Raw genomic sequence first — 25555 nt, 5'->3', positions numbered from 1 at the left:
GCCCATGAACTGCCGCACGCGCTCCCCCTACTCGATCATCTACCGGGCGTTCCGGGATGGATCGTGGCCGATCGGGGCTACTCCAGCCACCGCTTCCGGCAGCACGTCCGAAACGCCGGGGCAAAACCTGCCATCCCGTCCAAGCGCAACGAGGCTCCCGCGCGCTGCCCAGAATGGATCTACACCAACCGCAACATCGTCGAGCGGCTCTGGGCACGGCTAAAGGAATGGCGAGCCGTTGCCACGCGCTACGAAAAGACCGCCGCCAGCTTCAGCGGCGTCCTCTGCCTCGCCGCCGCAATAGATCACCTCAGGTGACGACAGACCCTAGAGCGCCCTCCGCCGCGGAGACCGGTTCGGTGAGCAGGGCGCGGAACGCGGACATGGCCCCGCCCAGGAACGCCCCGTGATCTACCGGTTCGGATCCTTCACCCTCGATTCTGCGCGGCGCGAGCTCAGCCGGGACGGCGCCGAGATCGCCGTCGAGCCGCAGGTCTTCGACCTCCTGCGGGTGCTGATCGAGCGGCGCGACCGGGTGGTGAGCCGCGACGACCTGCTGGAGGCGGTCTGGAACGGGCGCATCGTCTCCGAGGCGACCCTCGGCAGCCGGATCAACGCGGCCCGGACGGCGATCGGCGACACCGGAACCGAGCAGCGCTGGATCCGGACGCTCCCGCGCAAGGGCGTGCGCTTCGTCGGCGCCGTGCGGGAGGCCGCATCGGAGGTCTCGCCCGGGATCGCTCCGGAAGACGCGGCGAAGGCGAGCGTCACGTGGCGCACCGGGCCGCGCCTGCCCGCGGTGGCGGTCCTGCCCTTCACCAACATGAGCGCGGATCCGGATCAGGACTACTTTGCCGACGGGATCACCGAGGAGATCATCACGGCGCTGTCCCGCGTCAGCGGCCTGTTCGTGATCGCGCGCAACTCGACCTTCACCTACCGGGGCGCGGCGATCGACGTGCGCCGGGTCGGGCAGGAGCTCGGCGTCGGCTACGTGGTCGCCGGCAGCGTGCGCCGCGGCGGGTCGCGCCTGAGGATCACCGGCCAGCTGGTCGATGCCGGGACCGGCGCCCATCTCTGGGCCGACAGCTTCGACGGCGGGCTCGACGACGTCTTCGCCCTGCAGGAGCGGGTCGCCGCGCGCGCCGCCGCCGCGATCGAGCCCACCCTCCAGCTGGCGGAGATCGGCCGGCTCGGCCGCGACGCGCCGGCCCATCCGGACGCCTACGACCGGCTGCTCCGGGCCAATGCCCGGCTCGCCGACTTCACCGCCGCCGGCATGGCGGCGGCGCTCGATCACCTGGACGAGGCCCTGGCGCTCGACCCGGGCTACGCCCCGGCGATGGCCGCGGCGGCCTATTGCCGGGCGCAGTGCCATTTCCAGGGCTGGATCGCGCAGGGCGAGGCGGAGCGCGCGGCGGCCGTGCGGCTGGCCTGGGGCGCGGTCGAGCGCGCGCCCGGGGACGCGCAGGTGCTGTGGATGGCGGCCTTCGCGGTCTGGAACATGTCGGAGACCGGGCGGGACCGGGCGCGCGACCTGTTCGGCCGCGCGCTGCTCGTCAACCCGAACTCCGCCCTGGCGCTCACCCTCGCGGGCTGGATCGAGACCATGTGCGGCCGCGCGGAGGCGGGACGCGCCATGGTCGAGCGGGCGCTGCAGCTCAACCCGCGGGATCCGCGCGGCTGGCTGATGTCGGGCGTGATGGCGGTCGCGGCGGTCAGCGAGTCCGACTATCCCGAGGCGATCCGGTGGGCCGAGCGGGCGCTGGCGCAGAACCGGCGCTTCGCCGTCGCCCTGCGGGCGCTCGCCGTGGCCCATGTCGGGCTCGGCCAGCCGGAGCGCGCCCGGCAGGCGGTGGCCGAGCTCCTGGCGATCGAGCCCGGATTGACGGTCTCGGGCTTCCTGGCGCGGATCCCCTTCCCGGTCGCCGCCCTTGGGCAGCGATACGCCGAGGCGCTGGCCGAAGCCGGCCTGCCCGCCTGAGCGGGACGCCGGTCAGGCCCCTTCCCGGTTCAGCCGGACGACCAGCTGATCGGCGAACTTGGCGGCGGCCACCGACAGCGAGCGCCCGCGCAGCTGCGCCAGGACCAGCGTCATCGGGGTGAGGTCGCGGGTGTCGATCGGCCGGCTGTGCAGGCGCGGGTCCTCCGGGATGCCGCTGGGCACCTGCAGGCTCACCACGTCCTCCCGCAGGGTGAGGTTGCGCAGGAACTCCAGCGAGCCCGACTCCACCACGGGCCGCAGCTCGACGCCCCGCCGGGCCAGCGCGTGCTCGATGTGGTGGCGGATGGCGAGCGATCGGTCGGGCAGCGCCAGGGCGTGCGCGAGACAGTCGCGCAGCCGCACCGGCCCGCTCTCCGCCGCCAGCGCGTGGCCTCTGCGCATCAGCGCGCACAGGGTCTGATGGCCGGAATAGAGCGGGTGCAGCTCCGCCGAGGGCGGCGGCTGCAGGATCAGGGCGAGGTCGGCCTCGAATTCCGCCAGGGCTGTCACCGCCTGGGCGTGGTCGCGGACCTGCACGGTGAAGCCGACCTGCGGAAAGCGGGCGCGGTAGGCCTCGACCTCCTCGGGCACCACCTGGGTGACGAAGGCCTGGCTGCAGGCGAGCGCCACGTGCCCCCGCCGCACGCCTGACAGGTCGGCGATCTGCGAGCGGACCCGGTCGAGATCGGCGGCCTGGTCGCGGATGTGCCGGGCGAAGAGCTCGCCGGCCGCGTTGAGCCGCATCCCCTGCGGCAGGCGCTCGAAGATCGGCGTGCCGAGCTCGTACTCGAGATCCTGGATCTGCCGGGTCAGGGCCGAGGGCGTGAGGTTCAAGCGCTCCGCGGCGCGCCGGATCGAGCCGGCGCGGGCGACCTCGGCGACGTAGGTGACGGTGCGCAGGTGCTTCACGCCCGCACCCTGCCGGGCTGTTGCGTTTATGGCAACGGCACGCTCAGAAAATAGCACTTCCTCGCAACAGGTTGGTGCCCGTAGCCTCGGCACATCGAGACCCTGCAGGAGCCGTTCGATGATCCGCCGCCGCACCCTCCTGGCCGGTCTCGGGGCCGGCCTCGCCCTCGGACCCCTGGCCCGGGCCCGCGCACAGGGCGCGCCCATCACGATCCGGATGGGCTCCCTCAAGCTGATCCACTCGATCGCGCCGAGTTTCTACGCGCGCTTCACCCCGCCCGGGGTGAACGTGGAGGTGGTGCCCTTCGAGAGCCCGACCGAGTGCAAGAACGCCGTGGTCACCAAGTCGGTGGATTTCGGCACCTTCGGGATCGCCGCCGCGACGCTGGGCGCCGCCGCCGGCGAGCCGCTCGTGGTCATCGCCTCCACCTGCAACCGCGGGATGGCGGTGATCGCCAAGAAGGGCTCCGGCATCCACGCCATCAAAGACCTGCGCGGCAAGCGCGTCGCGATCTGGCCCGGCAGCACCCAGGAGGTCTTCGTCCTGGAGCGGATGCGCATGGAGGGCCTCTCGGTGAAGGACATCACCCCCGTGCGCGTCTCCTTCTCGGAGATGCACATCGCGCTCGCCCGCGGCGACGTCGACGCCTATGTCGGCGCCGAGCCGGGCCCGGGCGTCAGCCTCGCCTCGGGCGTCGGCCAGCTCGTCGAGTACCCCTACGGCACCGAGATGGGCGCGCTGAACATGGTGTTCGGCGCCCACCGCGACACGCTGGCCGAGCGGCCGGACCTCGTCCGGATCATGCTGGAGATCCACCGCAAGGCGACGGACTTCGCGGCCAGCGACCGCGACGCGATGATCGCCATGGCGGTGGCGAAGCTCGGCCAGAAGCGCGAGGCGCTCGAGCTCTCGGCCCCGAACGTCGAGCTGACTTGGCGCCTCGGGCCGAACGAGATCCGGCAGGCAGACGCCTACGCGCAGCACATGCTCGCGCTCAAGCAAATCAAGCGGCTGCCGGAGCCCGGCTTCATCGACACCCGCTTCGTCGACGCGCTGGGGCGGGCGTGAGCACCGGGATCGAGGCCGGCGCCCTGCCGGCGGCGGTGACGTCGGCGCCCGCCCGCCGGGCCGGATCCGGACCCGAGCTCGCCCACCTGCGCCGGCTGGCGCTCGCCTGCGTGGTGCCGGCCGCGCTCGTCGCGGTCTGGCAGGTCACCACCGCGGGCCGGCCCTACAGCCTGATCCCGCCCCCCGCGGAGGTCTGGGCCGAGATGCGGGATCTCGCGGTCGGCGGCGTCAACGACGACGCGTTCAGCGGCACGCTCTGGACCCATCTCGCGGCGTCGCTGAGCCGGGTCTACGGCGGCTTCGCGCTGGCGGCCGCCGCCGCCCTGCCGCTCGGCCTGCTGATCGGCCGCGTGCCCCTGATCCGGGCGCTGCTCGATCCCGTCCTGCAGGTGCTGCGGCCGGTTCCGGTCACGGCGTGGCTGCCCTTGGCGATGATCCTGTTCGGCCTCGGGCCGCGCTCGGCCTTCTTCCTCGTGTTCCTCGGGGCGTTCTACCCGATCCTGGTCAACACCGTGTTCGGGGTCCGCTCGGTGGAGCCGCGCCTGTTCGAGGCGGCCGCGATGCTGGGCTGCACCGGGCCGGCCCAGTTCGTCCGCGTGGTGCTGCCGGCGGCGCTGCCGTCGATCTTCACCGGCCTGCGGCTCGGCCTCGGCTTCGCCTGGGTGGTGATCGTGGTCGGCGAGATGACCGGCGTCCAGACCGGCCTCGGGGCGATCATCATGGAGGCGCGCCAGCTCTCGCGCACCGAGATCGTGATCTGCGGCATGGCGGTGATCGGGGTCGCGGGCTTCGTCTCCGACTGGCTGGTCATGCAGCTCGGCCGCCGGCTGCTCGCCTGGAGCCCCAATCATGGCTGATCCGACGATCCCGATCCTCGACATGCGGGCGGTCTCCAAGACCTACGCGGCGGGCGGCCGCCGGACCGAGGCCCTGCGCGAGGCGAACCTCACGGTGTCCCGCGGCGAGTTCGTCTGCCTGCTCGGCGCCTCGGGCTGCGGGAAGTCGACGCTGCTGCGGGTCGCCGCCGGCTTCGAGGCCCCGACCGCCGGGCAGGCCCTGATGTGGGGCAAGCCGATCGCTGGGCCGGGGCCGAGCCGCGGCATGGTCTTCCAGGATTACGGCCTGTTCCCGTGGCTCACGGTGCGGGACAATATCGGCTTCGGCCCGAAGGCCCGCGGGCGGCCCGCCGCCGAGGTGCGTGACACCGCCGAGCGCTACATCGCCCTGGTCGGCCTCCAGGCCTTCGCCGACGCTTACCCGCACCAGCTCTCGGGCGGGATGAAGCAGCGGGTCGCCATCGCCCGGGTGCTCGCCAACGAGGCCGAGGTGGTGCTGATGGACGAGCCCTTCGGGGCGCTCGACGCCATGACCCGCGAGCGGCTGCAGGACGAGCTGCTCGACCTGTGGTCGCGGACCGGGCTGACGATCCTGTTCGTCACCCACGCCATCGAGGAGGCGATCTTCCTCGCGGACCGCATCGTGATGATGTCGCCCGGCCCCGGCCGGATCGAGGCGATCCACCCGGTCGAGTTGCCGCGGCGGCGCGACGTGTCGAGCCCGGCCTTCAACGACCTGCGCCGGATGCTGGCGGCCCAGCTCCACAGCCACCACGCCCCGCGGGCCGCCGCCTGATGGACACCGCGCCCGACGATCCCCGCCGGCCCGAGAATCGCCTCGCCTACCGCGCCGCCGTGGACCGGCCGCGCCTCACCTTGCCGGGCGGCAAGCACGTGGCGGTCTGGCCGGTGGTCAACGTCGAGCACTGGCTGATCGACAACCCGATGCCGCGCCAGATCCTGGTGCCGCCGACCGCCGCGAGCCTGCTCCCGGATATCCCCAACTGGGCGTGGCACGAGTACGGGATGCGGGTCGGCTTCTGGCGCTTCCTCGAGGCCTTCGCCAGCCGCGGAATCCGCCCGACGCTGTCGATCAACGGCTCGGTCTGCTCGGCCTATCCCCGCGTGGCCGAGGCCGCCCACGCGGCCGGCTGGGAGTTCATGGCCCACGGCTTCCACCAGGTCCCGACGCACCGGATCCCGGACCAGCCGGCGATGATCGCCCGCACCGTCGCGGCGATCACCCAGACCACGGGGCGCCCGCCGCGCGGCTGGCTGGGACCGGGCCTCACCGAGACCCTCGACACGCCCGACCACCTGCGCGCGGCCGGCCTCGAGTACGTCGGCGACTTCGTGGTCGACGACCGCCCCTACCGGGTGGCGACGCGCACGGGCGACCTCGTCGCCCTCCCCTACTCCGTCGAGCTCAACGACATCCCGCTGCTGGCCATCCAGCACCACCGGGCCGACGAGTTCGTGGAGCGGGCGCTCGCCCATCTCGACCGGCTCGCCGCCGAGGCCGCCGGCTCCGGCCCCCTCGGCGGGGCCAAGGTGATGGGCTTCGCGATCCACCCCTACATCACCGGCGTGCCGCACCGGATCGGCCTGCTGGAGCGGCTGCTCGACGCCGTCCTGGCGCGCAGCGACGCGGTGTTCATGCAGGGGGGCGAGATCCTCGACTGGTACCGCGCCACCGGCGATGAATCCTGAGCCTCGCTGCGAGGAATGACCGTGCCCCCCTTCCCGACCATCCCGCTCCTGCACGCGGCCTACGCCGAAGGCCTCGACCCGCGCGCCGTCGTGGCCGAGGCCTACCGGCGGCTCGCCGCGGTGGACGATCCCGGCATCTTCCTCGCGCTCGTCCCGGAGGCGGATGCTCGCGAAGCCGCGGCGGCGCTCCCGCCCTTCGACCCCGCGGCGATGCCGCTCTGGGGCGTGCCCTTCGCCGTCAAGGACAACATCGACGTCGCCGGGCTGCCGACCACTGCCGCCTGCCCGGACTTCGCCCATACCCCCGCCGAGACCGCGCCCGCGGTGGCGCGTCTCCTCGCGGCCGGCGCGATCCTGATCGGCAAGACCAACCTCGACCAGTTCGCCACCGGGCTCGTCGGCCTGCGCACCCCCTACCCGGCCCCGCGCAACGCGATCGATCCGGCCTACGTGCCCGGCGGGTCCAGCAGCGGCTCGGCCGTGGCGGTGGCCCATGGGATCGTCGCCTTCGCGCTCGGCACCGACACGGCGGGGTCGGGCCGGGTGCCGGCGGCGCTCAACAACGTCGTCGGGCTGAAGCCCTCCCTCGGGGCGATCTCCAGCCGCGGGATGCTGCCGGCCTGCCGGACCCTCGACACGCTCTCGGTCTTCGCCGGCACCGTGGCCGACGCCGACGCGGCCTTCCGGGTCATGCTGGGTCCGGATGCCGCCGATCCCTGGTCGCGGGCCCTGCCGGTGCCGGCCGCCCCCGCCGCCCTCCCGCCGGGCCTGCGCCTCGGGCTCCCGGACGCGGCGAGCCTCCGCTTCGGCGGCGACGGGCTCTCGGAGGCGGCCTTCGCGGCGACGGTCGCCGATCTCGAAGCCCTCGCCGGGGCGGCGCCGGTCGATCTCGCGCCGATGTTCGCCGTCGCGGCCCTGCTCTACGACGGCCCGTGGGTCGCCGAGCGCTACGCGGCGATCCGCCCGGTGATGGAGACGCGCCCCGACATCCTCCACCCGACGACGCGGGCGGTCATCGCCTCCGCCGAGCGCCACAGCGCGGCCGACGCCTTCGCGGGCCTCTACCGCCTCGCGGCGCTGCGCCGGGCCGCGGACGCGGTCTGGGACCGGATCGACGTCCTCGCCGTGCCGACCTACCCCCGCCCGCAGACCTGCGCGGCGGTCGCGGCCGACCCGATCGGGCCGAACAGCGAGCTCGGCACCTACACCAACTTCGTCAACCTGCTGGACTGGTGCGCCCTGGCGGTGCCGGGCCGGCCCCGCGCCGACGGCCTCCCCGCCGGGATCACCCTGCTGGCGCCGCGCGGCTCGGACGGGCTCCTCGCCGCCCTCGGGGCACGCCTGCACGCGGCCTCGGCGCCGCGGATCGGCGCGGGCACGATGCCGGTGCCGGTCGTGGAGCCGGGACCGGCCGCGGCCGGACCGGACGCGATCGAGCTGGCGGTCGTCGGGGCGCATCTCTCGGGACTGCCGCTGAACCGCGAGCTGGCCGGCTGCGGCGGGCGCTTCCTGCGCGCCGTGCCGACAGCCCGGGACTATCGCCTCTACGCCCTGCCGGGCGGCCCGCCGCAGCGCCCGGGGCTGCTCCGGGTGGCGGCCGGGGACGGCGCCCCCATCGAGACCGAGGTGTGGGCCCTGCCGCCCGCCGCGTTCGGACGCTTCGTCGCCGCCATCCCGGCACCGCTCGGCATCGGTACGCTGCGGCTCGCCGACGGCACGGCGCCCAAGGGCTTCCTGGTCGAGCAAGCCGGCCTCGACGGGGCGGCCGACATCACGCGCTTCGGCGGCTGGCGCGCCTACCTGGCCGACCGCGCGGCCGCGTAACCCTCGCCCCCGGGGCCTGACATCGGGCAGCGAGAGGAAACCGGTTCCGGTCCCTCGCGCGGCGACAGGCCGCCCGCGCCGCTGCTAGGCTGCCGCCCGGTGGCGGAGCGTTCCGATGCGGCGATCGATCCTGTTCCTGGCGGCCTGTCTGCTGGCCGGCATCACGCCGGCGGCCTCCGCCGGGCCCGCAGCGGACGGCGTCGCCGATCTCGGCAGCTACGCCGCCCGCGTGGAGGTTCACCCGTTCGAGAGCCTGACGCTGACCGACCGGCAGTTCCTCACCGGCACGTCCGAGGGAGCGAAGCCGGTCACGGTCGCGGGGATCCTGCGCATCGCCAAGGCGGGGACCGAGCGCCTGCCGACCGTGATCCTGATGCACGGCTCCGGGGGCCTGGGCGGCAACATCGAGTTCTGGCAGCGGGCGCTGGCGGCGCGCGGGATCTCGACCTTCGCGATCGACGGCTTCACCGGGCGCGGCCTGACCAGCGTCAACACCGACCAGAGCCTCCTGGCGCGCACGAACCTGATCCTCGACATCTACCGGGCGCTGGGCGTGCTGGCGAAGCATCCGCGGGTCGACCCGGCGCGGATCGCCGTAATGGGCTTCTCGCGCGGCGGGCAGGCCGCGCTCTACGCCAGCCTCAAGCGCTTCGACGCGGCCTGGAACCGCTCCGGCGTGATCCCCGCCCTCTACCTGCCGGTCTACCCGGACTGCTCCATCCGCTTCCGGGACGACACGGCCGTGGCGGATCGGCCGATCCGGATCTTCGGTGGCGGCGGCGACGACTACAATCCCGCCGCCACCTGCGCGGCCTACGCGGAGCGGCTGAGGGCGGCCGGCGCCGATGTCGACCTGACCGTCTTTCCCGGAGCGCAGCACGTCTTCGACAACCCGGCCGGGCCGACCCAGCCCGTGGTCGCCCGGGGCGCGCAGACCGTCCGCGCCTGCGCGATAAGCGAGGCGGCGGACGGCGCCCTCGTGGCGGGCCCGGACGCCACGCCGTTCACCTACGCGGACCCGTGCGTGCAGCGCGACCCGCATATCGGCTCCGACGCCGCCGCCCGCGCCGGGATCCTGGCGCGTGTCTCGCACGCGCTGGACGCCGCGTTCCGGGGACGGTGACCGACGGAGCGCGGTGCGGATCTGCGCGGCCCCTGCCTGCCCGCCGCGCGCTCGCGCGGCGGGCGACTCGGTCAATTGACGTCGTCGGCTTGCCCCGCACCGCCCGGGCCGCCCCCCAACCTGCGTGTCGCGTGGCGTTCTACCTCCAGGCAGCGTCATGAATGCTCACAGATCGAACGTGCTCGGCCGAACTGTGCCGATCTCGTGCCCAACTGGGCCAGTAGGCGCAGACTCTTCGACGGCGAGGACGATCTATCGGGGCTCTCTTTAACCGCCTGGAGACCCGCGACCCCGCTCTCGCGGGCACGGACACCTTCCGACCCGAACACCGCAACCAACTTCGCATGAAGGACAGGGACAACCGAGAGCGTAGCTGTGCGCTTCAATCGACAAATCTACTGCGTTAGATACATCATCGAAATTCGATTTGTCTTAGATGCACGGAAAGCGGAGCTGTTCATATCAGGGCCGAAAATCACTTGTCGCGAGACGGAGCCTATCGCCGGGATCCGCCGGCAAGAATGGCCACTGAGCCCCTATACTACTTTTGGTCATTGCGTACTTCGGAGATTGCTGTAGCCAGTTTATAGGGGTTGGACTCGCCCCGCCCAACACTGGTATGTCATGTGCAAGCTTGGCTAGAATGGCCCGGCGCAGCGCGAGGGCGACCATGGCTTTCAGACGAATCGGAACGCTCGTGGCGGTGCTCACTCTAGGCGCGTGCTCCCACGCGCCGCTGATGCCGACTGCCTACAGCGCCTTGCCGCCCCCGACCGCGATGCCTGCGGCAACCGCGTCGACGGGCCCGCTCTTGGGCGCCGCGGCACCGCGTGCTGAGCCCGATATCGATCCGCTCCCCGTCGTCATTCCCGGCACTCTGAAGCTCACGGACGCGCAGATTGGCCAGAACGGTGTGAACCCTCTGGCGGTTCTCGACTCCTCGATGCGCAACCGCATGAGCTGGAAGAGTCTCCGTCCGGAGAATTTGACGAAGCCGCCGATCTATTCCGGCCTGTCCCGCATGTCGAACGGTGCCGGCGTCGGAGAAGCCTCGGCCACACAGAAAGACAACATTCCCGGCTTCGATAAGGATCTCGCCACCAAGAGGATCATGTCGGAGTACAATCGCGAAGCGGCGATGGCGGCGCTCCTGAAGGGCGGACGCGGCGCCGCGAAGAGCGTATGCTCAGGATGCTGACGTCGCTCTTCGACGCGGCTCGAGAGTGAACGGCGAGTTGTCTGTATCGACCGGCACGCCTCGGTGCGTTCTCACCCGCCACGCCGGTCCCGACTACGGCCCTCAAGCCGGCGAAGTGGCCATCGCTTTCGCCGTGCGCTCCGTCAGCCGACGCCGCGCAGAAGTCCGTTCGCGGACTCCTTCCGGGGAGGATCCCGACGATGCGCCGCACCCATCCTCTCCGCCTTCTTCACACCTGCTGCCAAGCGTCAGTAGCGCGGCGAGAAATTCATCCCCGTCACGACGGTGAAGACCGGTGGCGTGCGGTCAGCAAGCTCGATGCGTGCCGGATCCTGCGAGCGCTCTGTCTGAACTGAGGGACAGAAGACGGTGGAGGGCACCTCGACCGTCGGTGAGAGCACCCGCTCCAGAGGAGTCGGCCTCGTCATCGCGGGCTTCGGGTCCAGCCAAGTTCCGGGCACCACCTGCTGCCCACAATTGCTGACAACCGCTTCATGTATCGTCCCATCGATTGCGGCGGAAACCACACAATTGGCGGGATGGTACACCAACTCGTACTGAAACTTCCTATTCTCGTCGGATTCGGTTTTGAACCGTTTGTCCAAAATCACGGCCGTGTGCGGGCGATCGGTCGTCCCGACAACATAGAGCCGACCGGTGGCAATGGCAGCGACCGTGATATCGGAGGCCGCCGATGCGGGCATGCTGAAGACAAGCGCCAGCACTCCGGAGAGCGTCGCAGTCGAAACCAAGCCGCGCATCCTGCCCTCACCCTCACCCGCAACCTGTTCAGACCCGGCTCGATTGTATCGTCAGCCGTGATCGCGCCCTGAACAGCGGATCCCACAGCCATTCTACCGAGCAATGGCCAGCGTCCATCACCCGATAGAGGTACTCAGATCTCCCATCCACCGGGATATCGAGCTGGACGGACCGTATACCAACGCTCGAGCGCCGGCCCGCCCGTGATCACCGAGCCAGGTCCCTGGGTCCGGGACAAGAGCGTGCACGAACCTGACAGCCGGCGCATCGACGCGATCGCCATCCGATACCGGGAACGTGCCACCTTTCCTGACCAGGGACCTATACGTCCCAGACCTGGAATCGATGGCGCGGCATCACGCACCGAATCCTGGGAATGCCGCTTGCGCCGTTCCGCTCCGATCGGTGAGCCTTCCGACCGCTCCACAACCCGACGTCGGCGATGACGCGAAAGCCGAGCGACGAAGGATCGTGAACATCTCTATGATACAACACCGAAGAGTCTCAACATAAAATAGATTGCGCCGAACAGCGTTACACTTGCAGCAACCCAGATAAAGACCAGCAACCATCGATCAAAATATGCGACATCGCAGTCGGCGTATTCTGTGGCGCAGGGAACGCAATATGCGTTGGAGATCTCCACCTTGGCCCCGCACGTTTGGCAGGCACCGACCGAGAGGGAGCGCTCGCTGGCGGTCATCCTGCGCGTGCGCGGCGGCCAGCCAAAGTGCCAGCGCCGAATGGCAGCCCCTGCCTCCGAGAACCTCATACAAGCACTCGCCACTCGATATGGGCAAATGACATCTGATCCCGTTCGGGATCCATCACGTCTGTCAATTTTCAGAATGGTCAATAGCGCTACTTCATAGCGTTAATATTGTCAATCTCGACCTGATGAAGCTCTCACAACCGGCGCCGCGGCTCCGAGTTCGGTATGCTCCGGACATAACCGGCCTGCGTGCCCGAGAGGTGGGCGGTGAACGGACGCTCAGATGCGCGTTCAGCGTGGCATCACGCTCACCGGAGCTCGGACGGCTGGAGGCCGCGTCGCGGGTCCGTCGGCGGATGACGTATCACGACAGGCCGCTCGAGCCCGGCGAACGCTTCACTGTGACGATGCTGCGCTCGGCTCAGAGCCGCTTCGCAGCGGTGGTCCGATCGCGCAGGATCGAGCGCGCGGCCCGGCACCACAGTCGAGTCGGTAGCCAGTACAGCGCTCGCACCGCATCGAGAGCCGCCATGATCGGCACGAACGCGTGCGCCAGCAGATCGAGGATGACGCCAGGCGGCTCATCCGCCTCGATCCGATCGTACCAGATCGGATCCTCGTGCCGGTACGGGTCTCGTTCGGTCATCGCTGGCACCCGCCACAATCCGATCCGGCCCTCATCTATCGGACCAGCAAAGTGCTGCCCCGAACCGGATCTGGGAGCGCGGTTCGTGCTGCGCCGTCGCGCAGGGCCAGAGCACGCCGTGCCCCGGCGCGGGGCGGCTCGGGGACCACCCGCGCCTCATCGGCTCCCGCGCTGCGCCAGAACCGCGGGAACCGTGCGCAGCATGATGGCGAGATCCCGGTGCAAGGTCCACCGGGTGGCATAGTCCAGATCCAGCGCGACGCGCTCGGCATAGGTCGTGTCGGAGCGGCCCGAGACCTGCCACAGCCCCGTCACGCCCGGCGGCACGGCGAAACAGGTGGGGAATGCCCGCCCGTAGCGGGCGACTTCGGCCGGCACGATCGGGCGCGGACCGACCAAGCTCATCTCGCCGCGCAGCACATTCCAGAGTTGCGGCAGCTCGTCGAGCGAGGTCTTGCGCAGCACGTAGCCGACGGCGGTGACGCGCGGGTCGTCGCTGAGCTTGTGCGTCGCCGCCCACTCGGCCCGGGCCAGAGGATTGGCGGCCAGATGCGCCGCCAGAACAGCGTCGCCATTCGTCACCATGGAGCGGAACTTCAGGCACCCGAAGCGGCGACCGTCCCGGCCCACCCGCATGTGGCGGAAGATCGGCGCCTTGCGATCACCGGCATACACGAGAGCGGCGATCAGGATCAGCAACGGCAGCAAGAGGAAGAGGGCCGTGGCCGCCACCGTGATGTCGAGCCCGCGCTTGGCCGCCCAACCCAACCGCAGACCGCGCGCCACGAACGGCGCCGTTGGCAGAACGGCCTCCGCGACAGCCTCCGCGGCATCGCCCACTTGGTCCGCCAGCTCGACACCGTACTGCGGCGCACGCAAGGCAGGCTGAAGCGGTGGGCCGACGTCGCGCAGCATGTTCTGGCTCCTCGTGACGGCAGGTGGCCGCCAGGCGCAGCAACGGTTAATCAATTGTTAACGACGGGATATCAAATCATCGCGCCTGTTTCAAGCTTAACCGTACCCTAAATGCCAGTATATTTTCCGCCCAAAAATGCAAGAATAGATTTCGATCCCGCAGGATGAAGCACAGTGGCACCGGGCCCCTGCCTCTCGACCCGGCCACGAATCCGCCTCGATGCCGCAATCCAAGCAATGTCACGAGACACCGACCTTGGCCGGATGCTCACCCATCATTGTGCACTGCGTTCGTCCAGCCCGAGGAATGCCGCGCGTTCCCACGGTTGATGGTCGAGAGCTGAGCCACTTGCAGCTCTGTGCTTCTCCCGTGCGCGCGGGCCACCCGTCCGGACCGGGACGCTCGCGCATGGGATCGCGGTGCAATGTCCGGACGTCCCGCCGCAGGCATTCCGGGAGGTCGCTGCGGCGGCGATCGCCGGGATGTTGCTGAATGGCGCGACGAAATCAATTTCGCGCCGAGGGCGATCATGACAACGTGCGGGGCGCGCTCTATGGATGGACTTCCGATACAGTACCTCAGGCGTGGTCAGCGGGATGAGACGCGTGCCGGATCGGTGGCAACGGCCGCCGCGCCGCGACGGACCATGCGTGCGCGGCCCTATTGCGATGCCGCGGGACTAATCCCTATGGCGGCGGGTTCCGCAGCGTGACCCGGATGGGCGAACTCAGTATCCTGCGGATGGCTAAGCGGCATCCAACGTGCAGGAGCGGCCACAATGCCGGAGCCAGTACGGATTGGGGCCACTCATGATGCATGCGCCGAGAGAGAACAGAGTGCCGGGTGGCGCGGCACGCCGGGTGGTCTGCGCCTGTTCGGCCGACGGGTGGGAGCGCAGAGCCTGATGCGGCCCCGGAGCATACCCGCCAAGTCGGCCAGGCCTGCCTGCAACGTCCATCCGCAGCGGATGGCCTGAGACCCGTCGATCCCGTCTGAAAGTCATCAATCCCCGCGGCTCCCGAGGCTCGAACCACACAGGTCCAGCCGAAGGCGCACGTTTCCGATCAAGACTGAGAATAGCGCAATCATGGTCCCTTGCCTGTGGAGCAGCTGCCTGCCAGCGACCGATCGGACATCCACCGGGCAACTCGGTGAGAGCTGCGCGGCGATCGGGGAAGCAGGTTCCGAGCGATGAGAGTCGCGATCGTCCATTACTGGCTCATCGGGATGCGCGGCGGCGAGAAGGTCGTCGAGGCGCTCTGCGACCTCTATCCGGAAGCCGACATCTTCACGCACGCCTACGCCCCGCAATCCATGTCGCCGACCATCAGGGCGCACCGGGTCAGGACCTCGTTCATCGGCCGATTGCCGTTCGCGACCAGCCGATACAAATCCTATCTACCCCTGATGCCGATGGCCCTCGAGCAGCTCGATCTGCGGGGATACGATCTGATCATCAGCAGCGAATCGGGTCCGGCGAAGGGGATCATCCCGCCATCCGACGCGCTTCATATCTGTTACTGTCACTCACCGATGCGGTACGTCTGGAACATGTACCACGATTATCGCGAGCGGACGGGGCTGCTCACGCGCCTGCTGATGCCGCCGGTGGCCCATTACGTGCGCAACTGGGACGCGGTCTCGGCGGGCCGGGTCCACGAGTTCATCGCCAACTCGGACACGGTCGCGCGACGCATCGAGACTTACTATCGACGCCAAGCCAAGGTCATCCATCCGCCCGTGGACACGGCGGCCTTCGAGATCGCTCCGGATGGCCAGCGCGGTGACTACCATCTGATGGTCGGCGAAATGGTCCGCTACAAGCGGCCGGAACTGGCGATCCAGGCCTTCAACCGGTTGGGGCAGCCGCTCGTGGTGATCGGCGGCGGCGAGATGCTGCGTGAACTGCGCAGCATGGCCGGTCCGCACATCAAGATCCTCGGTCCGCAGCCCTTCGAGGTCCTGAAACACCACTACGCACGGTGCCAAGCCCTGATCTTCCCCGGAGAAGAGGATTTCGGCATCGTCCCGGTCGAGGCCATGGCGAGCGGACGGCCGGTCGTCGCGTTCGGCAAGGGTGGTGTCACCGAGACGGTCATCGACGGCGTGACCGGCACCTTCTTCCACGAGCAGTCCGTCGACGCGCTGATCGATGCCGTCCAGCGCTGTCGGGCGATCGGGGTGGAGCCAGAGCGCCTCGTCCGGCGCGCAGCCGACTTCGGTGTCGGCCGCTTCGCGGACGAGATCAGCCGTTTCGTCGACGGGGTCCTCGCGCGCGAGCGCTTGGCGGCCCCTCGTCCTCCGCGTGAGCCGAGCCGCGCCTATCTGGTCCAGTGAGACGGCCCCGCGTCGGCGGCCCCGGCCTCCTCGCCGAACCGCCGAGGTCACGACCGAGGCGGGGGAGGCCCCGGTCTCAGAGGGCGGCGCGCGGCGCCCGCCCGCCGAATCGACTCGACTAAGCGTCCGATGTCCTTGTCGGCATCAGGTGAGCCGCCGCGTTGAGCGTCGAAACACGGGCCGTCGGCTGGTAGTCGAAACCGCCCTGTCGTCCGAACGACTCGATCCCGAAGTCGGCGAGTTGGGCGAGCGCGCGCGACACCCGCTGATGGGCCTGCCCGGTGTAGATGGGATAGGCACAGGGCACCACTTGGCTGCCCTCACAAACCAGATCACCGGCGAAGAGTCCGTTCTTGGCGACATGTGCCCGAAAATCCTGCTCGGCGATCGTCACGGAATCGTTCGCGTGGCCAGCGATGACCTCGACTCCAAAATACTCGCGCCCTTCCACCCGACCGTAGAAATCGGAATACATCGTGAGCCGCTTCCAAGCGCCGTCATGCGCGAAGTTGTAGAGGATCGAACAGTCGAAGCCGCGATTCCCGTCGAAGCTGAAATACAGGCTGATCAGCGTTACCGAGGCGAGACCGGGATCCTCTCGGACTCCGCAGAGGGCCAACGTCCGCGCAATGGGGATCGTCGAGATGAGTCGCTGGGCGGTCAAACGGCGGCCACCTGTGCGGACATCGAATTGCGTCCCGCGCCGTGTGATCGATTCGATCCGCTCGCCCAGATGAAAGACCGAACCGCGCTGCCGCAGGGTCCGGGCGGCCACTTCGTAGAGGGCATTGAAGCCTTCGCGGGGTCGCGCCAACTGCCTGTTGGTCGGACCCGGCGCGCGATGCCGGCGGACATAGCGTAACAAGACGCGCGGGCTGGCGTGCTCCTTGATCCAGAGCATCCGCTTCTCGGCGAATTCCAGATCGACCCAGTCGGCCGGAACGCCGAAGAACCGCTTCATGTAGCTCTCGAGGCCGGACCTTCTGAGCAGATAATCACCGATCCAGTAGCGAGCAAACTCCCGCGCATTCCCGATTCTGCGCCGCGCCACGCGCGAGAAAGCGGCCGATAGCACGATCCTGAAGATGCCCCATGGACCGGCCCGGACGATGTCGTCCCGGATCGACAGCGGGTACGAGGTGACGAAAGCCTGGGGTGTCAGCTTTCCCCACGTCGGCTTGATCGGAACGTAATGTTCCAGCAGCTCCGGAAAATAATTCAGCAGCGGCGAATCGTCCTGAAATATTAGACTTCCGATGTCGAATGTATATCCATTGATGGATCGGTCGATATGATTGCCGCCGATATTTTCAAATTCGTCGATGACGGCAATATTTCGACAGCCGAGATCGTGAAGAATTGAAGCCGATACGAGGCCTGTAATACCGGCCCCTAATACGATCGCATCGAAAATCTCGTCTCCCGAGTGCCCATGACAATCGAAGGCTGAAGAAACGGTCATGATTCGCTTTGCATCGGCCACGGCGTCAGGCGATGGAGGACGATGCCGGAGCATCATGGTCGGCCGCGCCGAGCACGATGATCATCGCCGACACTCGAATCAGATCGGAAGTTGCGGATCGATACCATAGGATCAGTTCGGAACCCAGTCATGACTACCGTTAACTGAGCAGAATTTGCAAACACACCGTGGCGCGCGGACCGAAACATCTCCTGACGATCGCACTATGGATCTGTCCCCGTTCTGAACGAGCGGACAGGCACTCCGCGCCTTGCGGCCGACAGAGGCAGCATTGGCCGCCCTTCAGCAGGGTAAAGTCAACAACGAAAACGACAGATGTCCCATGAGCCATTTGATCAATGGCTTCGAGGCAGTGGATCCACCCAGCATACCTTGAGCGTCCCCCGCGCCCCCGGGCCATTTCCGAGCTCCCTGCACGGCCGTCGCGGCGCGACGGCGCGGTCCGTGGTTTTGCTCCCGGAGCGGAACACGGAACGGCAGTCCCCGGTGCCGGACGGCAGCAACGCCCAGCCCTCGGTCCGGCCATCGGCCTCCGGGGCCGCCCTCACGTGCCGAGTGATACGTTCTGAGCCGAATGGCGAGCCGGTTCGGCGAGCCGCGACCGTATCGCGACCGCGGCCGGCTCGATCGGAGTTGCGGAGACACCGATACGCCCGACTGGATGACGTGCGGGATAGGCGCAGGCGGTGGCGGCGAAGATGTAGAATATCAAGCCCTGATCGACGGTCGGGCCCGCGATGAGGCTGCCAGGGAGAAGGGACAGGCAGGCGACGCGGCCAGCAGCACGGATGTCGCTCGCGTAGGTCCGCGGCGCTCCGCGCCGAAATCCGAACACCGACGCCAGGAAAAGCACGTAGAAGACGGCTCCGGGAATCCCGACATTCGACAGCACCGCGAGCGGAAAGCTCGATGTGCGATTGGTTCCGAGGCCGACGCCCAGGCCGTTCGAGTCGATGAAGTTCCGCCACGCATAGGCGTTCCAGGCCGAACGCTGAACACCCGAACTCGTCTCGGCTTTGCTCAGGACAAGCGTATCGACGTAATCGTAGATGCGCTCAGCCACGCCGCCGACCGAGAAGGCCAGGAGCACGAGGACGCAGGCGACCAACGGACCCGCGACCACCAGCCAGGCGCTGAAGCGGTCCTGACGACGCGTGCTGCATCGCAGCAACGCGATCGTGTAGAGCATCGGGATCAGCACCGCGGCGCCGACCAGGCCGGTCGAGGAAGTCGACAGGATCACGAACAACAGCGAGATCAACGCCAGAGGTCCCGTCACCAAGGGCTTGCGGCCACAGAGCCACAGCATGCCCGTGAACCCGCAACCTCCCAGTGTCATTCCCGCGAAGGCCGACGCCTCCGGCCAAGCCCCGATGATCCGCCGCATACTGCCGACACTCTCCTCGTCGTGGAACGTGTACTGAGCGTTGCGAATGAATTGCAGGGCCTCCTGCGTGCCCGTTGCCGCCGTGAGGACGTCGATGATGCCGAAACATATGTTGGCAGCCGCGTAGAGGATGAGCGCCTTCGCGAGCGTCTCAATCCCGTTCTTCGAGGATCCGAAAGCGGTGATGATACTGAAACAGACCAGATCACCGATGAGATAGATCGGCTGCGTGAAATTGCTGGATACTGGTCCCAGGGGAACGACGCCGTCGCTCGTGATCAGGTGTGACGACGTTCCCAGCGGCACGATATAGGTCTGCCCCGCGAAGAGCCGCGGCAGGATGTAGCTGCTCGCCACCCCGTAGAGAGTGAGACAGAGAAGCCAGAAACCCGGTTCAGGCAGGCGGAACGAACTCAGGACCTGTGTCGAGATGTTGCGGTGGAACAGTGTCGCGATCATCAGGAACACGAGGAAGAGATGCGCCGGCTGCACGTTGGCGCCGCCCAGCAGGAGTGCCGCGGCCGAGCCGAGATTGCAGAACACCACGAAGGCGATCACCACCGATTCCCTGCCGAACAGCAGACAGAACAGGCCGATGACGACCGCGATGGCGCCTATTGGTTCGAAGCTCATGTCAGGCTGATCCAGGCATGATCGACGGCGGAGCGGCGGTGGCACTCAGGCGACGCACCGGCACCCCCGGCGGTCGTGCCGGGCCGGGATCGGGCGATCGCGTCGTCTGGTCACCGCCCGGATCGATGCGACGCGCACGCATCGACCATCTCAGCGATTCGCACTCTCGGTTGGCCGCAGTGGCGCATCCGAAGCGGCCGGACCGCGGCTCACCGGAGCGCCCGATGATCCGGGCCGCGGCGACGGGGACGGCCGCGTCTCCCCGGCCTTGTCGGCCAGCTGGCGCACGAGCGTCACCCGCACGACGTCGCCGGGCTCGACGACGGCCTCCTCGGAGGCGAGCCATGTGCCCGCCTTCACCCCCTGCTTCCGGGTAATCTCGTAGCGCGCGCTCACGGCTTCTGCCGCGTCGTCGGTGCTGCCGACCATCTGAGACTCGGCATCGGCCGCGAGCCGCTCGGCTGTCCGCGCCTTCTCGTCGATCGAGGCGAGCTTCTGACGGGCATCCGCGGCCTCCGACAGAGCTTCGCGGCGGAACCGGGCCTTGAGGTCGATGATGTCGCGCTCGGCGCGCGTGAGGCTCTGCTGAGCGCGCAGCATGGCGACCTGCACGTCGAGTCGGCTGCTCTCGAACGACGCCTGACTCTGCTCCGCAGCCAGCTTGCGCGGCGCGATCGTGAGCCCCTTCGAGACCAGATCGTTGATCAGGCCGAGTTCACCGCGACTGAGCTCGATCTGGCGGTCCAGCGTTTTGGACTTATTATCGAGCGTGCTCATCTCATTTTGAAAGCTGGCGATCGACTGTTCAATCGACTTGATCTCGGCCTTCAGCGCATTCCGACGCGTGTCGAACAGGAGTTGCTCACCGCGGACGGCCTGCTCTGCGTATATCCTGTCCACCGTGCCTTTCAGCTCGCCGCCGAACGCGATCGTCTCCGCGCCGCCGACCTCCGCTTCGAGACGCGCCAGCTTGGCGGCCAAGGCGACCCGCTCCGCTGCCAGATTTCGCAACTCGCCGCGCGTTGTGACCGCGTCGCGCTGGATACTGCGCGGGTCGGTGCCGCGCATCAGTCCCTGAGCCGTGCTGACGGCCTGTAGTACGGTCAGGCCGGGTTGATACTCGTACTTGCCGGGCTGCTGGACCGCACCGATGATGTAGAAGGGACGGTAGGTCGCGACTTCGACCGATGCTGCGGGCTTCTCCGCGAGATCGGCGACCTGTTTCAGAGCGACACCGATGGCGTTCGCGAGATCGATCGGCGTGCCGCCCGCCGCCTTGATCTGGCCGATCAGTGGCATGGACACGGTTCCGTCCGCTGCAACGACGAACTGACCGTTCAGTGCCGTCCACGAGTACGCTTCGCCGGTGTTGCGACGCAAATCATAGACGCGGATCGTCAGATGATCCTGAGGGCCGAGCAGATATCGACCGGCTTCGTCGGCGGCCGCATTCGCGTGCGGGCTGCCGAACAGCAGGACGCACGCCGCCGCAACTAGACGCAGACGCATCAAATTCTCCCCGACCAGAGCCAAATCTTGAGTATAAGTCTGCGCGCTGCGATCGCCCTACGGTATCCGTAGCACAGAATCCCGAGGGCCACATCGAAAGGTAGCAGACGCCGCCAAGTTAGCCAAGATTTAACGACCCGAGGTCTGTCTTGCGGCCGCTGCTCATCCGAGCCGTTGAAGTGAGCACGGCCAAAATTATACCCTCCGCAATCTCGTGGATCAGCCCGCTGGCGGCTGTAAGTTCTGCGTTCTTCGCCGCTGGCCCTCGCGCGACCGGGCTCATGGACGCAGGGTCCTCAGGCGAAAGCCGAGCAGCAGCATGCTTACGCCGTAAGCCGCCGCGCCGCCGAGGATCAGGGCCGCGAGAAGCCCGGCCGAGCCGATATCCAGGCGGCTCAAGGCGGCCCGCAGCGCGAGGACGGCGGCCGCCATCGCCGCGCAGGAGAGGGCAATCTGCCAGAGATTACGGATCTGCCCCGCCACACCGGCACCGACGAGACGCCGCGCGTAGATCGCGCTGATCAGGAAGTGAAACAGGGCCGCGGCAAGGCGCGCGTAGATCATCATCATCACGCCGCCGAGATAGAATCCCAGTGTCATGCTCAAGACCTTCGCCACCGACTCGAGAAGCGTGATCTTGAGCATCACGTTCGGCTCGTCCATCGCGAGGCAGAGCGTTGAGACAGGTTGGTAATAGGCGGTGAACATGACGGCCAGCGACAGCCATCGCAGATAGGGCGCCGCGGAAATCCATTGCGCACCGAGGATGACGCTCACGATCTGGTCGGCGGTCAGTGCGATGCCCACGCCAGCCGGGAGCGCGATGATCATCGTGAGTCGAGCCGCCTTCAGGAAGGCGGCTCGTAAGCGGAGGCGGTCATCGGCCATCGTCGCGAACGCGGCCATGACCGGCCGCATAGCCGGACCGATGACGCTCTGGGTCGGGAGGACGGAGAAATCGCTCGCCACCCCGTAGCGGCCGAGTACGGCCTTGTCGACGTGGTAACCGAGGAACATGCGATCGAACTGCCAACTGAAGGCAGCGAGGATCTGTGAAGATGTGAACCAGCCTGTGAACGCCGAGAAGGCACTCAGCCGCGCCAGGGAGAGCCCCGGTCGGTAAGGCGCCAGCACGTAGGACAGGATGGTCGGCAGGATCGCGGATGCAGCCGGGTTGATCACCAGGGCCCAGTAGCCGGCTCCCAAGTAGAGAGACCCGATCGAGATCAGGGCCGCGGCCACTTTTCCGGAAAAATCCGCGAGAAACGACGCACGGAAGTCGATCTTGCGGAACAAGTGTACCATGGCCGGGCTGTAGAGGCTTCGCGCGATCGGCGCCGAGGCGAGCGCGAGCGTGATGGGGATCAGTCGGACGTCGTCGTAGATGTGGGCGACCGGCCAAGCGGCGGCCATCATCAGGACGGCGATGACCCCGCCCCGGAGAAGGCCCAGCGTGAATGCAGTATCCAGATGCGACTTCTCGATCTTCTGCAGACGCAACAGGGCCTGAACCAGCGGGATCTCGAGGATCATCTCGACGATCGAGATCAGGGACGCGGCGATGGCCGTCAGGCCGAAATCGGCGGGCGACAGGATCCGTGCGAGGACGAGTAGCGTGCCGAGATCGATCGCGCGCGCGGAGATCCGCGCGGCGACACTCCATCCGGCGCCGCGCAGCGTCTTAGAGGCGAGCATGAACGTGTCCCACGGAGGACTGACCGGCGCCACACCGGCCCGGAACGACGTCGTGCCTCGTGGTCACGACATGGATCCGGATCTGAGCAACATGGCGATTCCGATCCTGACACGCTCTGCAAGGCAGTCCTGAACCAGCATCCGGCGGCGGCATCAATCTAGCTAATTTGGTCAGCTTGCGATCGAGCCGCGCCCGCGGTGCGTTGTGGGAGCCGTGTCCGGGTTCCGCGCACCGGGACGCGCATCACCCCGCGAGGCCGGCAGCGCGCCGATAGACGGTCAAGGTCTCGTCGGCCACCCGTGCGATCCGCAGGTGATCCAGGTTGATCTGGCTCTTCGCTCTCAAAGCGCCCAGGGCGCTCGGATCGGTCGTGAGCGTGATCAGCGCCTGCGCAAGCTTGTCCGGATCGTTTGCCGGGACCAGAATGCCCGCCCTTCCCCCGTCGAGCAGCTCGGGAATCCCGTCGACGTCGGTGCCGACGATCGCGCAGCCCGCCTCCCGGGCTTCGGAGAGCACGAGCGGTGCCGGATCGGCGTGGGACGGGAGCACGAAGATGTCGGCGCCCAGCATCCAGCGGTACGGATCGTCCCGCGGCCCGGCGAAGGTAATGGCATCCGCGCAGGCCAGCGTGCGCGCGGTCTGCTCGTAGGCGCCCCGGTGAGGACCGCCGCCGACGACGTAGAGCCGCATGGCGCGATTGTGGGGGAACGCCTTGTCGAAGGCCTGCAGCAGATCGGGCAATCCCTTCCGGGGATGCAGGCCTCCGACGAAGACGATGGCGGGATGATCCAGAGCCTGCGGTTCCTCGGACCGACCGCGCATGCGGGCTGAGCCGATGGTCCCGTTGAGCACGACGTCGATGCGGGAAGCCGCGATGCCGCGCTTCCGCATCGACGCGGCGACCGCACCGCTCACAGCGATGACCCTGGTCCCAAGGCCCATGAGGACGGCCCCCTTCTCGAACTCATTGTGGACGGTCGTCACGAGGGGAACGCGCAGCAGCTTGCAGGTCGGCCAAGCCAGCACGGCGCTGGTCATCATATGGGCGTGGACGACATCGGGACGCCAACGCCGGAGCACACCGCCACATCCGAGGAACGACGTCAGGATCCGGGCCGGCGTGCGCGCGTGGCTCGCGAAGATCGACTCGACGCCGTTGGACCGGAGCAGCGCATCGAAATCCCCACCCTGACTGGCAATCGCGACCCGGTGTCCGGCCTGCGCCTGTTGGCACGCGAGATCGACGGCCGCGTGGACATGGCCGTTCAGTCGGCGCGTGTGATTCAGCAGATGGAGAATACGCATGACTTACGAGCGCTCGTGTCGGATCCGAGCCCCGGCCTGCGCTGGACTCCATGCAAGCCGCGGCGCCGATTAGGCGGGAGATACGACCCTGGCCGAACAGGAGAGCCGCCACATATTCCGGAGCCATCTAGGTGTAAAAGCGCGACCGGGCGCAACAGAAAAATCCGGCGCATTACTGATTTTCAACAATGCCCCGCACCGATCGTGGCGCGCAGGATCTGTCGGACCGGCCGGCGCTTGGGCGAGAAGCGGAAGGCGAGCAACGCCTGCGCACAGCGAACGGGCGCGAGAAACGTCGCGACTACGAAGAGCGCATTCGCCATTTTCCACTTCAGGGAACGCGGCTCGATCAGGACAGATCTGATCAGGCCCAGGAACGGCCTGCCACCGTACCGGACACCCCGGAGGATCGCCATGCAGAACTCGAGGAACTGAAAATAGTATGTCTGCTCTGGCTCGACGAGGGAGATCCCGGGACGCCAGTCGTGAAGAAGACCGCGCAGATGCCTCAGACGTGACTGGAAACGCTGGAGATCCCGCTCGACGGTGGCCGCCTGCGGGACGCGGCCCAGACCGGAGTCATTGCGGCCATGGACACGGTAGAGCCCGAGACTTTCGGAAAGGCTGACGATCTCGCCCATGAACGGGGCAGCCAACAGGATCACGCCATCGACAGCTTGGTCGTACGCGCATTGATGGAGCAGATCGCAGACATCGCGGCGGAAGACATTCCCGGACGTGGGCGGCGTCTGGTAGACGCCTGAGCGCAGGATGTCGCCGACAGTCCTGTCCTGCCCGCGGAACGCGCCGAGAGCGGGGTATGGGTCCGCCAGGATCGCCCCCGCCGAGTCGACGCATCTCAGACAGAACTGAAGTTTGGCGACAGTCGGATCTAGCTCCGCGAGAATACGGTCGAGAGCACCGGGCAGAAGCTCGTCGTCCGCGTCGAGAAAGAGCAGAAACGGGGCAGAAGTCTTGGCCAATCCATACAGGCAGGCCGCCCTCTGACCGCCGTTCGGAATCCGGAATGCCGCGACGCCGGACCGCTGGATAATCGACCATGAGTCATCCGTCGATCCGTCGTCTATCACGACGATCTCACAAGAGTCATTGTGCTGGTCGACGACACTCTGAATCGTTTTATCGACAAAACTTTCGTAGTTGAAACAGGTAATAATGACTGCGAGCTTAGGATCCTTGACCACGAAAGACGTCTTTCTCGCTCGTCGCTCCGCGCTCCCGTCTCTCACTGTCTCGAGCGCTCAACAGGATGTTGGCTCGCACGGCATCCCGCCGAGATCCACAATCGATACATGAAGACGCAGCCACAACCCAAGTCTAATTGCCGGACTTATCGCTGACGAGCTCAGCATTTCACGTTGTCTCGATGACAATAGTCAATTCTCCGTGATCGAGAATCGATCGAGGTCCATCCCTTTCCGGCCCGGGCCGGGCTTCCAGGAACGTGTTGAACCCCGGATGAGGCGCGAGATCGAGGTGACATCCAGGCAAGTCG

General features: G+C 67.8%; 20 protein-coding genes. 10 read left to right on the top strand and 10 right to left on the bottom strand.

Annotation, left to right across the window (positions count from 1 at the left end; all coding sequences use genetic code 11):
* A partial coding sequence (locus BMY19_RS27565; protein WP_139215722.1) for a transposase occupies positions 1-318 on the top strand: 318 nt, incomplete at its 5' end.
* A gap of 88 nt (positions 319-406) precedes the next feature.
* Positions 407-1984, top strand: coding sequence for a winged helix-turn-helix domain-containing tetratricopeptide repeat protein (locus BMY19_RS27560; RefSeq protein WP_100253592.1), 1578 nt, complete (start codon positions 407-409; stop codon positions 1982-1984).
* Positions 1985-1996: 12 nt separating this feature from the next.
* Here the strand turns inward: BMY19_RS27560 and BMY19_RS27555 are convergent, their stop codons facing one another.
* Entirely contained in the window at positions 1997-2893 is an 897-nt protein-coding gene (locus BMY19_RS27555; RefSeq protein WP_042671102.1) for a LysR family transcriptional regulator, read from the bottom strand.
* Between the two features lie 118 nt (positions 2894-3011).
* Between BMY19_RS27555 and BMY19_RS27550 the strand changes: the two genes are divergently transcribed.
* From BMY19_RS27550 to BMY19_RS27520, 7 genes are all read left to right on the top strand, one after another.
* Entirely contained in the window at positions 3012-3962 is a 951-nt protein-coding gene (locus BMY19_RS27550; RefSeq protein WP_100253591.1) for an ABC transporter substrate-binding protein, read from the top strand.
* The gene (locus tag BMY19_RS27545; protein ID WP_100253590.1) at positions 3959-4819 is read left to right on the top strand and encodes an ABC transporter permease; all 861 of its coding nucleotides are present in this window, start codon (positions 3959-3961) and stop codon (positions 4817-4819) included. The genes BMY19_RS27550 and BMY19_RS27545 overlap by 4 nt, the downstream gene beginning before the upstream one ends.
* Positions 4812-5594, top strand: coding sequence for an ABC transporter ATP-binding protein (locus BMY19_RS27540; RefSeq protein WP_091979593.1), 783 nt, complete (start codon positions 4812-4814; stop codon positions 5592-5594). The genes BMY19_RS27545 and BMY19_RS27540 overlap by 8 nt, the downstream gene beginning before the upstream one ends.
* Positions 5594-6508, top strand: coding sequence for a polysaccharide deacetylase family protein (locus BMY19_RS27535; RefSeq protein ID WP_100253589.1), 915 nt, complete (start codon positions 5594-5596; stop codon positions 6506-6508). The genes BMY19_RS27540 and BMY19_RS27535 overlap by 1 nt, the downstream gene beginning before the upstream one ends.
* A gap of 15 nt (positions 6509-6523) precedes the next feature.
* A complete protein-coding gene (gene atzF, locus BMY19_RS27530; RefSeq protein WP_100253588.1) occupies positions 6524-8332 on the top strand; it encodes an allophanate hydrolase in 1809 nt (602 codons plus the stop codon).
* A gap of 115 nt (positions 8333-8447) precedes the next feature.
* Positions 8448-9455 carry a dienelactone hydrolase family protein gene (locus BMY19_RS27525; RefSeq protein ID WP_056524875.1) on the top strand — a complete coding sequence of 336 codons (1008 nt, stop codon included), beginning with the start codon at positions 8448-8450 and terminating at the stop codon, positions 9453-9455.
* Between the two features lie 670 nt (positions 9456-10125).
* Complete coding sequence (locus tag BMY19_RS27520) at positions 10126-10653, top strand: hypothetical protein (RefSeq protein WP_244535040.1); 528 nt, start codon at positions 10126-10128, stop codon at positions 10651-10653.
* Positions 10654-10901: 248 nt separating this feature from the next.
* On the opposite strand, the gene BMY19_RS27515 is transcribed toward BMY19_RS27520, so the two are convergent.
* The 3 genes from BMY19_RS27515 to BMY19_RS27505 all read right to left on the bottom strand — a co-directional run bounded on the left by BMY19_RS27515 (position 10902) and on the right by BMY19_RS27505 (position 13688).
* Positions 10902-11414 carry a hypothetical protein gene (locus tag BMY19_RS27515; protein WP_139215721.1) on the bottom strand — a complete coding sequence of 171 codons (513 nt, stop codon included), beginning with the start codon at positions 11412-11414 and terminating at the stop codon, positions 10902-10904.
* Between the two features lie 1134 nt (positions 11415-12548).
* Positions 12549-12773, bottom strand: a complete 225-nt coding sequence (locus BMY19_RS27510; RefSeq protein WP_100253586.1) for a hypothetical protein — start codon at positions 12771-12773, stop codon at positions 12549-12551.
* 156 nt (positions 12774-12929) lie between these two features.
* Positions 12930-13688: a sugar transferase gene (locus tag BMY19_RS27505; RefSeq protein WP_020091236.1), complete on the bottom strand. Its 759-nt coding sequence runs from the start codon at positions 13686-13688 to the stop codon at positions 12930-12932.
* 1192 nt (positions 13689-14880) lie between these two features.
* On the opposite strand from BMY19_RS27505, the gene BMY19_RS27500 reads away from it, so the two are divergent.
* The gene (locus BMY19_RS27500) at positions 14881-16026 is read left to right on the top strand and encodes a glycosyltransferase (RefSeq protein WP_020091237.1); all 1146 of its coding nucleotides are present in this window, start codon (positions 14881-14883) and stop codon (positions 16024-16026) included.
* A 118-nt stretch (positions 16027-16144) separates the two neighbouring features.
* On the opposite strand, the gene BMY19_RS27495 is transcribed toward BMY19_RS27500, so the two are convergent.
* From BMY19_RS27495 to BMY19_RS27470, 6 genes are all read right to left on the bottom strand, one after another.
* Positions 16145-17488: an FAD-dependent oxidoreductase gene (locus BMY19_RS27495; RefSeq protein ID WP_100253585.1), complete on the bottom strand. Its 1344-nt coding sequence runs from the start codon at positions 17486-17488 to the stop codon at positions 16145-16147.
* Between the two features lie 565 nt (positions 17489-18053).
* Complete coding sequence (locus BMY19_RS27490; RefSeq protein ID WP_020091239.1) at positions 18054-19529, bottom strand: O-antigen ligase family protein; 1476 nt, start codon at positions 19527-19529, stop codon at positions 18054-18056.
* A gap of 150 nt (positions 19530-19679) precedes the next feature.
* Entirely contained in the window at positions 19680-21038 is a 1359-nt protein-coding gene (locus tag BMY19_RS27485) for a polysaccharide biosynthesis/export family protein (RefSeq protein WP_100253584.1), read from the bottom strand.
* 279 nt (positions 21039-21317) lie between these two features.
* Positions 21318-22733, bottom strand: a complete 1416-nt coding sequence (locus BMY19_RS27480; RefSeq protein ID WP_100253583.1) for a lipopolysaccharide biosynthesis protein — start codon at positions 22731-22733, stop codon at positions 21318-21320.
* A gap of 244 nt (positions 22734-22977) precedes the next feature.
* Positions 22978-24039, bottom strand: a complete 1062-nt coding sequence (locus tag BMY19_RS27475) for a glycosyltransferase family 4 protein (protein ID WP_100253582.1) — start codon at positions 24037-24039, stop codon at positions 22978-22980.
* A gap of 182 nt (positions 24040-24221) precedes the next feature.
* Positions 24222-25244 carry a glycosyltransferase family 2 protein gene (locus BMY19_RS27470; protein ID WP_100253581.1) on the bottom strand — a complete coding sequence of 341 codons (1023 nt, stop codon included), beginning with the start codon at positions 25242-25244 and terminating at the stop codon, positions 24222-24224.
* Positions 25245-25555: the final 311 nt, after the last annotated feature.

Source organism: Methylobacterium sp. UNC300MFChir4.1, from assembly GCF_900110155.1.
In the GTDB taxonomy this organism is placed as follows: domain Bacteria; phylum Pseudomonadota; class Alphaproteobacteria; order Rhizobiales; family Beijerinckiaceae; genus Methylobacterium.
Note: the sequence above shows the minus strand (reverse complement) of the source record. Positions and strands in the feature narration are given on the sequence as shown.